The sequence below is a fragment of the Bradyrhizobium sp. CCBAU 65884 genome, from assembly GCF_028128835.1.
Lineage (GTDB): Bacteria > Pseudomonadota > Alphaproteobacteria > Rhizobiales > Xanthobacteraceae > Bradyrhizobium > Bradyrhizobium ottawaense.
Genome location: NZ_LBJU01000119.1, coordinates 50,762 through 64,832, shown reverse-complemented (window position 1 = coordinate 64,832; position 14,071 = coordinate 50,762). Strand labels below are relative to the sequence as shown.

Sequence of the window (14,071 nt, the reverse complement as noted above, 5' to 3'; positions counted from 1 at the left end):
GGGTGGGGTGCGTCAGGGTGGGGTGCATTGGAGCGCACGAACGAAGGGACAGATCGAATCGGGACCGGCGAACTTGTGCCGAAGCAGATTCAGCCGAGTTGGACGAGCAACAAAAAGTAGCCCGTCACCACCTGAATCTGACGCTCATTCGATCCGCCAGCCAGTCGACCGTTTCACGCACTTCTTTCTCCCGATCGGACGCGCTGACGGTCGTGCCCTCTGGAAGGCCGCTTTCCTGAATGGAGTTCGCAATGCTCTTGATCAGAGCCTTGTGCTCCTTGTCGACGTCTTCCAGGTAGTGATCCTCAAATGTTATCGGCATCGTAGCCTCCGTCGGCCGGCCGTTCCAAGTACCCGAGTTTGGCGGCCATGCAAACGCAGTACCGCATCGGGCTGTTCCGGTTCGACCTCAAGCAATTTCCTGCAAATCGGTTAACACACTGTTCTCCCGGCAATATTAGGGGCTGTTGCATATATGTTACATAATGCCGAATTGTGGCCATTCCAGCAATAGCAAAACTCACATTTCTCTGAAACTAGTCACAACCCTAGGTGAAAAGCGTAAAAAAAGCGGCTCTGAATAGGAACATCCACTGATTCAGGATCGACGTCAAAGTGCCCAGAAATCCGACAGCTCTGACCGTGGGCAATGTCCTGAGACATGTTCTGCCCGAAGGGACGAGATTCGAAAATGCAAAGGCAGCCGGCACTCCCTCGAGCCGGAAGATCAGCGATTGGAAGAGGGCGCCCAATTTTCCACCAGACCTCTTCGCCATATCGGCGTATCTGCTCGACCATGGTGGCGCCTACAGCTACATCATGCCGGACTCGGCGGGAGCCTTGGACGATCGGTGCTACGTCCGCATAAGCCAAGAGGAGATCGAGCTTTGGATCGACGCTGCACGCGCAATCCGTGACGCCCCCACCCTCCCGGACACTCTTCCGGCCGCGGTCGACGAACTCTGGAAGATAATCTGGGAAGCTGCTTTCACCGAGAAGCTCCCGGTCTACGTAAATCTCGCGAGCTCCTCCGAACCTCCCGCGTGGTGGCGAGCGGCTTACGGTCTGATGGTTATAGCGGACGAAGCTTGCGTCGATGTGGGGTACGATGGTCATGCCACTGACAACGACCAAGCGCTTTCCTGGATCGCCAAGTTCGTGAAGGCGTCGTCGATGGCCATAGCTCTCAACAACGCGAGTCGCCCGGGTGGCGTGGACGACGTCAGAATGGAATTCAAGCATGTAACGATCTCGCCGTTGGCGGACCAGAGCGTTCTTTGCGTGCAGCCGAAGGCCCGCACTCCACGCGTAGGTTGTACGCTACGATCGCTTACCCACAATCTCGCGCTGCTTCCGCCGGCCGGAGTCGTGACGACCCATTGGCAGCGGCCGCCGGCGACACCTTCGGACAGCGATGCCAACTTGAATCTGCTCCTCGTCCCGCTGCCTTACACCATTCATCCGGGGTGGTTCGACGTCGGAACGGACAAGGGAGTCGGTTGGTTCGAGCTGCGGCCAAAATGGCTCCGCGAGGCTCGCAAGATCAGGCTCTTCATCGATGAGCTCGTGCAATCAGCCAAGAGGCGTGTGGACGGCAAGATCCACGGCGTCATCTTTCCCGAGTATTCGCTGAATTGGCCCCTGTTCAAGGAGCTGAGGGACATGCTTGCTGAGCACGATGTCGAGTTTTTGATCGCGGGATCGTGTCAGAACTGTTCACGGGACCAAGAAAACCTGGAGGTGGACAACATCGATAGCCGAGGTAACTTCGTTCTAGTATCGCAGCTCGCGAGATCTGCCGACAATTCCGCGACATCGGTGACCACCAGCCGTCCGAAGCACCACCGTTGGGGCATCTACGACGGCCAACCGGACGCATATGGATTGCGGACGGTCTTTCCGAACGGAAGGATAGTCTACTGGGAGAAGATCGGGCTGCCGCGTCGTGAAATCGACCTGCACGTCTTTCGCAATTCCTCCGTCTTCGCCACGATGATCTGCGAAGATCTGGCCAGGAGCGATCCTTGCCATCAGGTTCTCAGATCTCTCGGTCCCAACATCGTGTTCGTCCTGTTGATGGACGGTCCGCAACTTCCAACGCGCTGGCCCGCGCGATATGCAAGCACGCTGGCGGACGACCCAGGGAGCGCGGTGTTGACGTTCACCTCGATGGGCTTGGTTGACCGGACAAACGCTACAGCCGCCTTTCCCGCATCAAGGGCCATCGCCATGTGGAAAGATGACACCGGCCGGACGAGAGAGATCGTTTGCCCATCGACCGCGCAAGGGGTCGTGATCTCATTGAAAAGCCAAGAAGCTGTCGACCAAACCCTCGACGGCCGTCGGAACGCCGACACGTGTCAGTGGCTGTTCGATTTTCAGCGTCCCATCAGCATAGATCGGGACCAGGCGGCACTTGCTGAAGACGTCTGCTGGGCAGGGATTGGCGACTGATCCAGTGGTGCTGGGTCCGTCAGACAGCGGGCAATCGACTGCGGTGAAAAACGCCAGCCGGAGCGGCGCACCGCATCACCGAATATCTGACGAGCATGTGCAGGTCGGATCTACATGATTGCAAGGCGAACAGTACGGAGAAAAAAGCATCTGCCGGGTTTGGAAGGCAGCACCGTGCCCGGGCGTATAACTTTAAACCTTTCCGGCGAAACGGCGGAAATGATCAATGCGATGGCTGGCCGACAGTCCGTCAGCAAGAACAGCGTTGCCGAGGCGCTCATAAGGAAGGCCATCCTTGACCGCGGCATTGAGAAGGCCGCAGCTCGCACCAGCCAACAAGCGGTTCTCCGCTACGCTCGATTACTAATCGAAGCACTTGAAGAAGCCGAGAGCTACGATCCTTCCCGGCACCATAACCACGATGCACCGGATCTGAGGATTGCTGATGATGACCGATTTCTTCATGAGCTGCGCGCGCTTACAGTCGAGCTAAAAAGGCTCAACGATATCCTGGGGAAGAGCAGGCGACCGGGTGCTGCCACCCGAAAGGAAGCTTCGTCGCTCGGAAAGCACTTCGATCGATTTTTCTCCAGCTACGCTGCTGCGTTCGGCAGGTCCGCAGGAAGGGGCACATGGTGCCTTCTTGTCGGCGGCGTTGCTGGTTTGCTTCATCACGCAGGCGTCGACAAGCATATCATCGAGGCGATATGGCGTCATCTGCACAGCCATTAACGAGGGGAACAGATGCCGCCGAGTCGACTAGATCGAGCTCTCGGCCTCCTCGGGGACGACCTCCAAAAACTGAATGCCATTGAACCGGAGCCGCTTGGCTGACGAGGCCGGCTAACGTCTTCGGTGTATACCCGCCGCATACCGTGGCAAAGGTGGCAGCCGGACCTAGGGGTTCTCCTAGCACCCTTCCAACCTGCATTGAGCCATCTTCCCGAACTCAGTGCCGCTTCTCCAAGAGCGCGCCTGACGTCGCGAGGATGGTGCCGGGCGGCTTCCTGCGATCGCAGCGGCCGGCCTGCTCAGGTTTCGCAGATGACGAAGCGCATCATCCTTCTTTTGGACGGTACATGGAACGATTCAGACTTCGGATCCTACGATACTAATATCGTCCGGATACGTGAGGCAATCTCCAGGACGCTCCGCACAAGCACCTCGGCACAATCTGAAACAGGGCTCAAGTCCGTGCCCAACGAAAAGAAGGTGGAAGCGACTGTCACTGAGCAGAAGAACAACATCGTGTTTTACGAGAGGGGGGTAGGCACCGGGGCGTTCTTGAATAGGTGGTTTGGCGGGGCTCTCGGTCAGGGATTGAGCACGAACATCCGCCGTGCCTACAAATTCCTCTCCTTTCACTACGAGCCCGGCGACGAGATATTCATCTTCGGGTTCTCTCGAGGTGCCTATACTGCCCGCTCGTTGGTCGGCTACCTTCACGCTGCGGGACTTTTGCGGAGAGAGTGCTGTACGCCTGAACTGGAGCAGACCGCCTGGAGCTTCTATCGGACCTCGCCCAATGATCGTCTGCCGGGGATCTGGTCTTCGCTGCTTCCCCACGTTTACGACCGGTCTCAGTTGCGGATCGCGCTGCTCGGCGTCTTCGACACCGTCGGTGCGCTCGGCATACCATTTTTGACCTTCAGAGTAGCCAACCGCGACAAGTACGAATTTCATGATGTCGAGCTTTCAGCGATCACAGACGTGAATCTGCACGCGCTCGCAATCGACGAGCACAGACCGCCGTTTGAAGCTGCGGTGTGGCGCAAAAGCAAATTCAAGAATTTCGCAACCAAGACGGAACAGGTCTGGTTCGCCGGCGCCCACGCAGACGTAGGCGGCGGCTACGTAAACGAGGACGCCATTGAACGCCAGCATGCTCTCGAGGACATCACCCTAGATTGGATGATCAAGCGCGTGCGGCACTATTATCCAGACTTCCCGATAGACGCCAAGGGCTGGAGGGACCTCACACCAGACGAACTAAGGGAGCGATCGCGGGCCGAGTTGCACGACTCGCGAACTTTCGCCTACAAGTTATTCGCATTCGCCTATCGTTCGATTTCAAACTATCGGGTCGAAACCAGCCGCCGTCGCCTGCCTATGACGGTGAACGTGAGCCGCGACAGGCACGCTCAACCCATCGAGGAAAGAGTTCACGTGTCTGCCTTGTATCGTGCATTTTGCCAGCCAGAACTCGAGTACGACGCGCATAATCTTCGCGGTGTCGTCGACGTGCTGGCTCGCAGCTTCGGCAAGGAAGCACCCGAGATCGGAATTGTCGGATGGGACGGCGAATTTCTCTCGCCGGACAGCTACGACGGCAATCTACTCGCGCCTTACCTAAGTCGTGCAGCGACGCCGGCTGTTGTGCAAAGGGAGTGCTGATCGGGCGCTACTCCCGGCGGACGGTCCTGCGCTCCAAGAAGTGCCTGGACGTTTCCGCCACAACGAGAGCGCCTCTCGCCATTTCTCTTTGAGGCAGGGACATCAGCAGTTCCCCGTAACATCGTCTGGACCGGGAAAGGCCGTGCGAGTCGAAGAGATATAGAAGTGACCGCGGTTAATTTATCCGCGGCGATGAAAGTGTCCCATAACGAGGCTGCACGGGAAGAGGCGATACTGCGCTCTCGGAGCTGGCGCGCGAATGGACCAGAGGCAGGCCGCATCGCGGCATGGCAGTTGAAGTTCGCGATGATCATGGGCCTAACCTTGCAGGCGAGCTTTAGCCTCACGGTGAAGTCATCGAGAGACTTGAAAGCCTTTGGCAGGAACCAAGAGAGAATGCGGTCGCCACTGCTAGGGAAATCGGGATCATCCCCCCGTTAGATTCGAAGCGTGCCGCTTACTGGTCTTTGGTCGGTGGGGCATTTCGTGCGGTCACCTGCGCTGACGACATGCCGACGAGCTCCTCGTAGAGGCGAGGATCGGTCGCGCCCTCTGTGTTGATCAGGAAGACCCGCGCATTTCCTCCAAGTCCAATCTGTTCCCGCAGGTTTTGGTCGGAAGCAACCTCCAGCAAGCCTGCAAGACCGACACCGCCACTTTCGCCTGCGACGACAGCGGGGTCGCCGTGCCTGGGATTCGCAAGCCGCCTCATGATGCTGATGGCGCCGGCGTCGTCGAAAGTCATAAACATATCCGCTACCCGTGAAAGGATGCGCCAAGCGACTAGCGAGGGTTCGTAGCATTCGAGGTCGCCATCACCGTCGACTGCCCACGATCAAGCTTGACTGGGTATCCGGCCCGGGCGCTTTCAAACAGACACGCCGCGCGCGCGGGGTCGACAACCGTAAAAAAGGGGCGGCTATCGCCCGGCAGAACTGAAAAATGACCCGCGATCGCTGCTGCGACTCCTTCCACACCCGACTGCACGAAGACGTGGGTTGGAGCTTGGGGCAATTGGCGCAGTGCTTGGCTCAAAGAGGGCGGTATATCCCTGCATCACGAGTCCCGGGATGCGCTCGTAGCCCGGCCAGGATGTATCAGACACCCTTATCCAGTCGTTTTCCTCAGCAACTTGGGAGGCTTCGGCGACGCAGTCGTCGTAGCTGCCGTTGACGCGAATTATCTGCGCGCCCAAGCGAGCGATCGCAGCGATACGCTGATCACTGACACCTGCGTGAACGAAGATGGCGCACTTCGCACCAACGAGCTGAGCACCTGGAGCCACTGATCTGCCAGGATTGCCATCTGTGGCGCACGATACGATCATTTCTCGTGCCACGGCTTTCACTTGAGGTGTGTGCAGCTCGGTTATGCCGACGACTCGGCCGATCCTCCGGCTTGCTTCCTCCAGCACAAGCCGGATCACGGCCTAGGAGCCACCCAGAGCCTTGAAACTGCCAGGGGATCGACTCTTATGCGCTTTGCGAGCGATCTTGTGAAGAAGGAGCAGATTTTTCGACCTTCGCCTCGCCTCGTGAGGGGGCATGTCGAACCACACGCACTTTTGGTTTAGTCGAGGAGTTTGCGATTTGCCGCGGAGGCTCCGATAGTAAACCATCTGCTGAGATCGGACCAGCCTTCTTGTTGCGGCCAACCCCACGAGCCACACGTCTCCCGTTCAGGGGCCGACACCGGTATATCAGTCTCCTACTGCCGATTCATCCTCAGGGTGCCGATCTTGAGAGGCTCCGCCGCGAGTGCGAAGGAGAGATTCTGCTGGGATGTCTTCTGATGGCCGCGAAGCGCCTTGATAATGGATGGGTGGTCCGTGGTGAAAAGAAGCTTTTCATCGAGGCACTCCTCCACCTCTTTTTTGGGCCGTTTGTCGGCTACGAGGCCAAGCATCAGGATGGGGCGGATCGTCGGTTTCACATTGATGCCCGGCGAGGTAGCGCGGGCGTCACCCATGACGGAATCCACTTCCCAATATTTATCGGGATCAAAGAAAACCATGGGGGTGACTTCGTCGAGGGTCTTTGCATAGTAATTACGTTCCACGTCCTGATAGATCTCCCGCATCGTGCCGCCACCGCCCCGGCCATAGACAATGCCGGCACGCGAGTTGTTGACGAGGGCCTCTTCCCTCAAGCTGTTCTGGAAATACTTGGCATAATGCGTCGCGAAAGGCATGGTCGGCTCGGCGCCGTAGAGCCAGGTCGGGATCACAAGGCTAACAGGAAGGATTGCCGGCGCCTTGGCTCGCACCTCGAGTGCTACTTTCAACCACTTGCGCGCGTCGTCGATGGCGCCGAGCTTTTCGTCCTTAATCGTCCAGGTGTCCGTAAACAGGTCATCCAGAATGGGCGCCTTCGCTACAGCGCTTATTAGGCCGATCGCTTCGTCGAGCGGGCCAACGCTCTCGAACGATGAGAAAGCGACCCCCAGATGGGCCGCCTCCATCACGCCCGGTCCTCCGCCCGTGACCAACAGAAAGTGCTCGCGGGCAAGATCGCGCGCCAGATAGGCAATCGCCTTATAGGCGGCATGGTCCCGCGGAAGGCTGTGGCCTCCCATCACGCCGACAAGCGGTCGTTGAACCGTCTTCAAAAAGATGCGTAGCGCGTCAGCAATGGCGGCGTCGTGCGCGGCTTGCGCGGCGCGGACTGTCAGCGACGTTGGCACCGGCCCGCCTTCGGTCGCGAATTCACGGTAGATCGCAAAATCCCGGGAAAGCGTAAAGCCCATGGGGTCCCACGGGTTGAAGCCTCCTAGCAGGTCCTGAGCGGTGTACAATTGGTTAGGTACAATGACGCCCATCGCAAAACCTCCAGCGAATATGACAAAAGTAAATTCAGCACGAGACTTTTCCACGAGCGTTATACACGTGCCGCACGTATTGCGCGAGCCTCGTATTCGTGCATGATGCGCGTCGAAGCGGGGAGGCACAAAGGCCGCTCTTGCCAGGGAGCGCGGCTTATGGGGCCGCTCTGATGTTTGTGTTTGTCAGACGTTGCTTGAATTTTGTTTTTTGTACTCGAACAAACCATTTCCGACCGAACCTATTCGATTGCAATCATGGCCCAAATCCCACGATCCTCGGCCCTTCTCCGCCTTTTCAAACGCTATACCATCATTGCTGTCGCGGCCTGGACTGTCGCCGGCGCCGTGATCGCAGGGGTCTGGAAGGTATACGAGTTTCAGACCGAGCAGGCCCGGCTCCTCAGCGAATCGCTTTCGAATCAGGCCGAAGCCATTGCCGAGCGCGACGAAGCGCGCAGCCAGGCCGACTAATTCGAAAGATCGAGGCGCAGAAGCCGTTCTTGCAAAGGAAGCTCGACCTCTTCTTCGAAACCATTCAGCAGGCCCAGCGCCTGATCGAGTGGGAGCTCGGCCCAAAAGACGAAACTTGGAAGCAGGCGACCAAACGCTTTTGGGAATTACGTTGGGGTGAATTGGAGATGGTAGGTGATGTCGGCATCCGGAACGCCGCGCGGCTTGTTGGTCAACAGATCACGGAGGCCGAAGAATTTCCAAGTCGCGACAGGCACGATCTCCGCTGGGCCGTCGAATGCCTGGCGGACGAGCTCCGCTATGCCCTCGAGCACGCGTGGGGGGATCGATCGAAAGGCCACGCGCGAGAGCGTCCTGCGCGGGGAGGGCGCCACGGGAAAGCTGCCCAATGGCTGCGTCGCTGGCAGCCGTGATCCTATCCATCCGGCCGGCATGCAGCCCCTGAAAGCAAAGGGAAACCTTCACCAAGTGCGGTCGCCCCAACCTGAATAGGCCGGGTCTGTTGCAAACGTCTGGAGCATTCATATGGTTATTCGCCAATCTGTCCTGATCGCCCTCGTCTTCCTGCTCGGGGCAACGCCCGCGGCTCACGCGCGGGACATCCGAATTGCGACATGGAATCTCGGTTGGCATCTCAGTCAGACCGAAGCGAAGGAGTGGATTCGTGATTGCGGTCAACCTTTCGCCCTAAATCCAGCGAGTGGATTGTTTGAACCCGCAACGGCCGGAGCAACCAAGCCGGGCTGGGAGCTCAAATGGGGACGGAACGCCAAGATCAAATGGGACATCGCCGTAAAACCCCCATGCGACGTTTACCAGGCCAATTTCAAGATCGTGCCGGTCACCGAGGCCGCCTACCGCAAACGGGCCGAGCAACTTCAGGATTTCGTCCGAACGAACCTCGATCCTGACATCATCACCTTTCAGGAGGTCAGCGGGGCCACCGCCGTTCGCGAGGTTTTGCCTAACAACGGTGTCGACTACGAGATTTGTTCGTTCGACACGTTCAAGGTCCAGCGGCTCGCGATCGCGTGGAAAAAGAACCTTGGGACGGGGTCCGATTGCAGCGTCATTGCGCCCCTATCCCTTCCGGATCTCGCCGCTGCCGATCAGGTGCGACCTGGATTATCCCTGACGCTGCAGATTGATGGCAAGCCGTTGCGCGTGATGACGGTGCACCTCAAATCCTCCTGCGTGAGCCCGCTTGAAGACCGCGGCAAGCTTGACGGCGGCGGCGAGGCCTGTGCCATCCTGCAGAAGCAGGTGCATCCACTCGAGGATTGGCTGGAAGCGAGCTCTGCGAGCATGCCCGTCGTTTTGATGGGCGACTTCAACCGCAATCTTTCGCATGAGAAGAATTCGATCCCCAAATCAGCTATTCGCTCCGACGGAAGCGACCCCGCTTCCCCCCTTCCGACCGGTGTACTGGTCCGCAGCCTCTATGGCGAGGTCAATGACGGTGCTCCCGCTTCCAGTGCGCTTCTCCATCTGGAGCCGGAATGCCAAGTCAACCCTGTGGCCAAGCAACTCTGCGAACGCTCGAAGCGCGAGCTGTTCGATCAAGAGGCCCTCAAGCCGCTGACAAAGGGCGAAAGTCTCGGCTGCCGCAATCCCGTGGGCCTTGACCAAATGCTCGTGAGCGCGAGCCTCTCGGTTCCAGACCCTGCTATCAAGGTTGCGATCGGGCGCTTCGGCGGAACGCGCCCCGCAGGTCCAGGCCATCCGGATCCTTTGCTGGCCATTTCAGATCATTGTCCGTCCAAAGCGACGCTTCGTTTCTAGGGCAAGGGTAGCCGGACATCCATTGCGCTGTACCCGCTGGTCGACTATCGATCGGGTTCGTTGATTTTGCTGCAGTTTTGTTCGAGCTCGATCGCGTTCGTTGCGGTTCGTTCACGCCGTTTCTGGTGCGAAACTGGTGCGGTTGCCCGTTCGTGTTTTCAAAGATAGACCATCGTTTGGCCGGTGCTGACCACCTAAGGCGCTTACAAGTTTGGCGCGTTGTGGAGGCCAACGGCATCGACGCAACGTAGAGCTCAAGCGACAACGTGATCGGAAGAATGTCGACAAGCGCTTCGAGCCAGCAGGCCTTGCACGCGCGCTGTCTTCTGCGCCCAGTTCCAGTGCCAGCTTTGCCGCCACTGCTCGAACGGGGCGGGACGGGACTCGACGTCGTCCCGATCCCTACGACAGCGACCCCGAGTGGTACGGCAATCTCGTCAGCCAGGACGACGGCTCGTTCCTCAAAGACGAGCATCCCGCTGCATCTGGAGTTCGCCGCCAAGCGCAACCGCGCGCAGGAGAAGCACTTCGCGCAGATCGTCCGACTCGTGAAGTTGTTCGGTCGAACTACTATGCGGCGTCGTCGGTCGGCGCCTTCAGCGACACGGTGCAGACCATCGAACCGGTGTCTTCTCCTCGGGGGTGATCATTAGACGCGGGAGCGCTTTCGCATCCTCGCGTTCGTGGAACGTGCCGGATCGGAGCATGTCGAGCGGGTTAGCTGGCGCGGCGTCGCCGGGTGATGGCGCTGTTCTCGCCCTTGATGTCGGTGCAGACCACCGAGCCGCAGTAGTCGAACAGGTTGGGGATCACCACGCCGATGCCCTTGCCGGCGCCCATCTCAGAATGCGTGAGGCAGTCTTTTGATCTCGATAGCGGTGGGCGCCACTGCCGCCATGCGCGCTGGCCAGGCAGGCCCTCAAAGCATGGCCTGGAGCCATGGGTCTTCCGGCGAGACACCTGGTTCAGGGGCCTAACCAGTATTGCAGGTGCAGGCAGATCTAAGTTCAACCCCATGTTGCGCGATTGACACAGCTGAAGATTCTTCGACCTTGTCCAATCAGGGGCCGTTGTGACCGAGCATAGAGTGTGTCGTCATGCCGTAGGTCTAGTTTTCATTAGGCGGTTTTCATCATGCGGATTTGTGGGCTTCTGCTGTGCGCGGCGGCTATTGGGCTTTTCGGCGGCTGCGGGGCTTACGTGCCGGAGATGCAAGAGTGGCACGAGCCTCCTGAAAGTCAAAAGATCACCGAGAATCGCATCATCAACCACGTCAAGTGCGAACTGCACAAGGGAGTGGATGACGCCATCCGGAAATACTATGGGGCGGGGCAACGGAGCGGCAACAAGGCCGACTGGATCAAAGACTGGTTGGCAACAGTTACTCTGAAGTTGACCGTTGATGAGAAGGGTAGCGCGAACCCAGGCCTGTCGTGGATGCGAACTCTTTCCGATACGAGGTCATTCACGCTCGGCGCTGGTGTGAATGCCTCTTCAGAGGCGACAAGAATCGAAACGATCTCCTTCACCTATCCGCTTAGGGAACTGCGCTCCGCCCGGCCGATTGTGAATCCCTGTGAGAAGCCGGGAGAGATTCTGATCGAGGGAGATCTCAAGATCGGTCAGTTCCTCGATAAGAAGATCTTCTTGTCGACCGTGCCGGGGACGATTATTGGTCCTTACAGCGCATTCAGCTATCAGGTGACGTTCGTCGTTGTTTATGGTGGTTCGCTTACGCCAACATGGAAGCTGGTGGAGTTTACGGCCAACCCGGACTCTCCATTCCTGAACGCCACACGCACACGTACCCACGATGTGACCATCACGATAGCGCCGCCCGGGGACGCCGCCGCCGCTGAGGCTGCCGCAATTCACAACGCCGCACTGATCGGACAAGCCGTCGCGGCAGCCATTCGCAAAGGAGGGCCATAAATGGCAGACGCAGTAAAGATTCCCGAGACGGTCGAGGAAGCGCATCAGCAGGGCTACGCCACCGAGCGGAAGACGCTTGAAGAGGCGCAGGCGATAATGAGGGCGGGAGCCAGGGCCGGTATTCTGCGTAATGGTCCGCACCGGGATTGCAGCACTCTTCCTCCTAACCATAAATGCTGGGAGGGAGACTGTGACCCCTCCGGATGGAAAGAGGTTTTGTTCTGCGACGGGACGCAAGGCTGCACCATCTATGCGAAGGTGCGCTGCCGCTAGATGGGCCCGCCGCTCGCAAACATAGGGGGGAAAGATTGACTGCGAAGCACTTCTTCAATTTGGCGACGGCCGGTTTTGCGATCCTGGCCGCCGGTTTGTGGTTCTTGTCTGCGAAGGTGAATTCAGGGAACAAGTTTGCTGGAGCCAAAGGTCCGATTGGGATGAGGGAAGAGGCTGAAAAGCTCAACGCGCTGGGAGCTGCCTATAACCTCCAGAGCACCTTCAACGCCTTGGCCGCTAGCGCAGCTGGTGCTTCGGCTCTTTGTCAGACGGTTGTCGTATTCCTGGACTGGTAGGGAGACGTGGCTAAACGCCCGGAATTCTCCAAGTCGAGTTGTCCGAGGATTCTGTTTTTTCGAATAACAATGGCGTAGAGCGCGCCTGTCATGTCGCCATATGCATAAGACTATAGTAGCTATTGCGAGGCGGTAGGTGGTGGGAAGCAAATGATATCCGGCACTTAGATGGAAGGTTCTGATTTTTCATCGGCGCTCTTGAACCTCTTCTTTTGCCTTCCAACATAACGAGAGCGAGCAACTCGACTGCTCGCATGGAGGAACAGATGCGCTGCTCTCGTCCGTCAGCACCGGTCATCGTCAGGGCAAATTCGACGCTCTGCGGCGGTTAAGGATGCAAAAGGCTTCTCGGGCGTTTTTCGCCCGAGAAGTTCTTTGGGGTGAGGAGCATGGGCATTTCGCGCAAAGCACGAGCAGGCAAGCCGCTCGCATTACCTCCGAGATTTCTGCTTGCAAAAAGGTATTGGAAGCGGGTTCGCGACACGGTGCGGCCGCTGGCGCCTGATGTGGTGCGTCAGGGCCTAAAAGCGGCGCTAGGTTTTATCGTGGCAGCCGTCGTTGTCGGGTTTATTCGCGACCCGTTCGAGCAAAACGTCATTCCCTGGCTCATAAGAAAGTTGAGCCTTGAGCAGGCCCTGTACATCTATACTGATCCTTCCGGCAGCGCAGACGATCAATACGATTTTCTCGTGCCCCGACATATTCTCGCGTCCGGGAGGATGATTCAGGATCGAGCCGTCGCTGAACGTGACAACCGGAAAAACAATCCGCGCAACTTCAAGGTAAAGGGCTCTCGCTCCGGCGATCTTCTGATGTTCACGTACATATCGAGCACTGACAAGCTGGGGATGGGCGCGTTTGTGGGCCAGCGGCTCGACACTGATAACGATGACATCTTCATTGGAAATCTTACCGGGTGGGGCCACGGCAAGGATGGGCACTGCACGATCGTTTCGTACTGGGCAGTAATCGGCCCTGCGAAAGAGAAACAAAGGTTTGACGATCTCCTTAAGAACTCCGTTGGCGGTGCTGCACCAGCAAAAGCGACCACTTCCGATGCATCTTTGAAGTGCAGCGAACCCAAAGGCTGAGTCCAAATATAGTTCAACAAAAGTGCCCCGCATCGTTTCCAATGCGGGGCAAGCAGCTCTGCACCTTGCGGGTCATCAGCTCTCAACGGACTTCAACCATTCCAAGGCTTGAGGATGGTCTCCCTTGCCACGCCAGCGCGCCTCGCCGCTGCTCCGGGAAGAATCGCACAGAGCCACGTCGGTGTCCTCAGGCTCCTCGCATGATCAGCCGGTGGCTTCCTTGCGAACGCGGATGACGAGCTTTCCGCCGACGGGTAGGGCGATCAGGTCGACGTTGAAGCCTTTGCCGTCCTCATGTGGCCAGACCGCGCCGATCTTGGTCCAGAACGCACTTTCGCCTTCGCCTGTGATGACGAAGGCCTCGTGGCTCGGCTTCTTGGCTTTGGGTTTTGCAGGCATTGCATTCTCCAGGTGGGGTTTGCCGCAAGGCCAGGACCGGCCGGGAGAAAACGATCTGGTGCCGGTCGTTACCGGCATGCGGTTATTCTCAACTTAGCAGGATAGGGCGCGGCGACTATTCCGAGAGGCCACTTCCAGCGTCAAAGGGTGGCGGCAACG

General features: G+C 58.2%; 14 protein-coding genes and 1 pseudogene. 10 read left to right on the top strand and 5 right to left on the bottom strand.

Annotated features, from left to right (window positions below; all coding sequences use genetic code 11):
- Window positions 1-124: 124 nt before the first annotated feature.
- Window positions 125-322 (bottom strand): hypothetical protein, encoded by a 198-nt coding sequence (locus XI03_RS20625; RefSeq protein WP_271593085.1) that lies wholly within the window; start codon window positions 320-322, stop codon window positions 125-127.
- Window positions 323-615: 293 nt separating this feature from the next.
- Here XI03_RS20625 and XI03_RS20620 point away from each other — a divergent pair, with 293 nt between their 5' ends.
- The 3 genes from XI03_RS20620 to XI03_RS20610 all read left to right on the top strand — a co-directional run bounded on the left by XI03_RS20620 (window position 616) and on the right by XI03_RS20610 (window position 4,848).
- Entirely contained in the window at window positions 616-2,454 is a 1,839-nt protein-coding gene (locus XI03_RS20620; protein ID WP_271593084.1) for a hypothetical protein, read from the top strand.
- A gap of 114 nt (window positions 2,455-2,568) precedes the next feature.
- A complete protein-coding gene (locus XI03_RS20615; RefSeq protein WP_271593083.1) occupies window positions 2,569-3,186 on the top strand; it encodes a hypothetical protein in 618 nt (205 codons plus the stop codon).
- A 312-nt stretch (window positions 3,187-3,498) separates the two neighbouring features.
- Window positions 3,499-4,848, top strand: coding sequence for a DUF2235 domain-containing protein (locus tag XI03_RS20610; protein WP_271593082.1), 1,350 nt, complete (start codon window positions 3,499-3,501; stop codon window positions 4,846-4,848).
- Between the two features lie 457 nt (window positions 4,849-5,305).
- Here XI03_RS20610 and XI03_RS20605 read toward each other — a convergent pair.
- Both XI03_RS20605 and XI03_RS20600 read right to left on the bottom strand, forming a co-directional pair.
- Window positions 5,306-6,307, bottom strand: a pseudogene (locus tag XI03_RS20605) (diaminopropionate ammonia-lyase); the annotation flags it as partial.
- A 248-nt stretch (window positions 6,308-6,555) separates the two neighbouring features.
- Complete coding sequence (locus XI03_RS20600; protein WP_271593081.1) at window positions 6,556-7,665, bottom strand: hypothetical protein; 1,110 nt, start codon at window positions 7,663-7,665, stop codon at window positions 6,556-6,558.
- A 258-nt stretch (window positions 7,666-7,923) separates the two neighbouring features.
- On the opposite strand from XI03_RS20600, the gene XI03_RS20595 reads away from it, so the two are divergent.
- The 3 genes from XI03_RS20595 (at window position 7,924) to XI03_RS20585 (ending at window position 9,921) form a co-directional block, all read left to right on the top strand.
- Window positions 7,924-8,139, top strand: a complete 216-nt coding sequence (locus XI03_RS20595; RefSeq protein WP_271593080.1) for a hypothetical protein — start codon at window positions 7,924-7,926, stop codon at window positions 8,137-8,139.
- Between the two features lie 29 nt (window positions 8,140-8,168).
- Window positions 8,169-8,552 carry a hypothetical protein gene (locus XI03_RS20590; protein ID WP_271593079.1) on the top strand — a complete coding sequence of 128 codons (384 nt, stop codon included), beginning with the start codon at window positions 8,169-8,171 and terminating at the stop codon, window positions 8,550-8,552.
- A gap of 112 nt (window positions 8,553-8,664) precedes the next feature.
- Window positions 8,665-9,921, top strand: coding sequence for an endonuclease/exonuclease/phosphatase family protein (locus XI03_RS20585; RefSeq protein WP_271593078.1), 1,257 nt, complete (start codon window positions 8,665-8,667; stop codon window positions 9,919-9,921).
- 717 nt (window positions 9,922-10,638) lie between these two features.
- Here XI03_RS20585 and XI03_RS20580 read toward each other — a convergent pair.
- The gene (locus tag XI03_RS20580; RefSeq protein ID WP_271593077.1) at window positions 10,639-10,761 is read right to left on the bottom strand and encodes a type IV secretory system conjugative DNA transfer family protein; all 123 of its coding nucleotides are present in this window, start codon (window positions 10,759-10,761) and stop codon (window positions 10,639-10,641) included.
- A 294-nt stretch (window positions 10,762-11,055) separates the two neighbouring features.
- Here XI03_RS20580 and XI03_RS20575 point away from each other — a divergent pair, with 294 nt between their 5' ends.
- The 4 genes from XI03_RS20575 to XI03_RS20560 all read left to right on the top strand — a co-directional run bounded on the left by XI03_RS20575 (window position 11,056) and on the right by XI03_RS20560 (window position 13,513).
- The gene (locus tag XI03_RS20575) at window positions 11,056-11,853 is read left to right on the top strand and encodes a hypothetical protein (protein ID WP_271593076.1); all 798 of its coding nucleotides are present in this window, start codon (window positions 11,056-11,058) and stop codon (window positions 11,851-11,853) included.
- Window positions 11,854-12,126, top strand: a complete 273-nt coding sequence (locus tag XI03_RS20570; RefSeq protein ID WP_271593075.1) for a hypothetical protein — start codon at window positions 11,854-11,856, stop codon at window positions 12,124-12,126.
- 35 nt (window positions 12,127-12,161) lie between these two features.
- Window positions 12,162-12,422, top strand: coding sequence for a hypothetical protein (locus XI03_RS20565; RefSeq protein ID WP_271593074.1), 261 nt, complete (start codon window positions 12,162-12,164; stop codon window positions 12,420-12,422).
- A gap of 389 nt (window positions 12,423-12,811) precedes the next feature.
- Complete coding sequence (locus XI03_RS20560; protein ID WP_271593073.1) at window positions 12,812-13,513, top strand: hypothetical protein; 702 nt, start codon at window positions 12,812-12,814, stop codon at window positions 13,511-13,513.
- Between the two features lie 204 nt (window positions 13,514-13,717).
- Here the strand turns inward: XI03_RS20560 and XI03_RS20555 are convergent, their stop codons facing one another.
- Window positions 13,718-13,912, bottom strand: a complete 195-nt coding sequence (locus XI03_RS20555; RefSeq protein ID WP_271593072.1) for a hypothetical protein — start codon at window positions 13,910-13,912, stop codon at window positions 13,718-13,720.
- Between the last annotated feature and the right edge of the window lie 159 nt (window positions 13,913-14,071).

What these genes read in the sequence shown, in the direction of transcription:
- XI03_RS20555 (WP_271593072.1), bottom strand. Translation starts at nt 13,912, where the DNA reads ATGCCTGCAAAACCCAAAGCCAAGAAGCCGAGCCACGAGGCCTTCGTC.
- XI03_RS20625 (WP_271593085.1), bottom strand. Translation starts at nt 322, where the DNA reads ATGCCGATAACATTTGAGGATCACTACCTGGAAGACGTCGACAAGGAG.
- XI03_RS20570 (WP_271593075.1), top strand. Translation starts at nt 11,854, where the DNA reads ATGGCAGACGCAGTAAAGATTCCCGAGACGGTCGAGGAAGCGCATCAG.
- XI03_RS20600 (WP_271593081.1), bottom strand. Translation starts at nt 7,665, where the DNA reads ATGGGCGTCATTGTACCTAACCAATTGTACACCGCTCAGGACCTGCTA.
- XI03_RS20575 (WP_271593076.1), top strand. Translation starts at nt 11,056, where the DNA reads ATGCGGATTTGTGGGCTTCTGCTGTGCGCGGCGGCTATTGGGCTTTTC.
- XI03_RS20560 (WP_271593073.1), top strand. Translation starts at nt 12,812, where the DNA reads ATGGGCATTTCGCGCAAAGCACGAGCAGGCAAGCCGCTCGCATTACCT.
- XI03_RS20580 (WP_271593077.1), bottom strand. Translation starts at nt 10,761, where the DNA reads ATGGGCGCCGGCAAGGGCATCGGCGTGGTGATCCCCAACCTGTTCGAC.
- XI03_RS20615 (WP_271593083.1), top strand. Translation starts at nt 2,569, where the DNA reads ATGATTGCAAGGCGAACAGTACGGAGAAAAAAGCATCTGCCGGGTTTG.
- XI03_RS20610 (WP_271593082.1), top strand. Translation starts at nt 3,499, where the DNA reads ATGACGAAGCGCATCATCCTTCTTTTGGACGGTACATGGAACGATTCA.
- XI03_RS20585 (WP_271593078.1), top strand. Translation starts at nt 8,665, where the DNA reads ATGGTTATTCGCCAATCTGTCCTGATCGCCCTCGTCTTCCTGCTCGGG.
- XI03_RS20595 (WP_271593080.1), top strand. Translation starts at nt 7,924, where the DNA reads ATGGCCCAAATCCCACGATCCTCGGCCCTTCTCCGCCTTTTCAAACGC.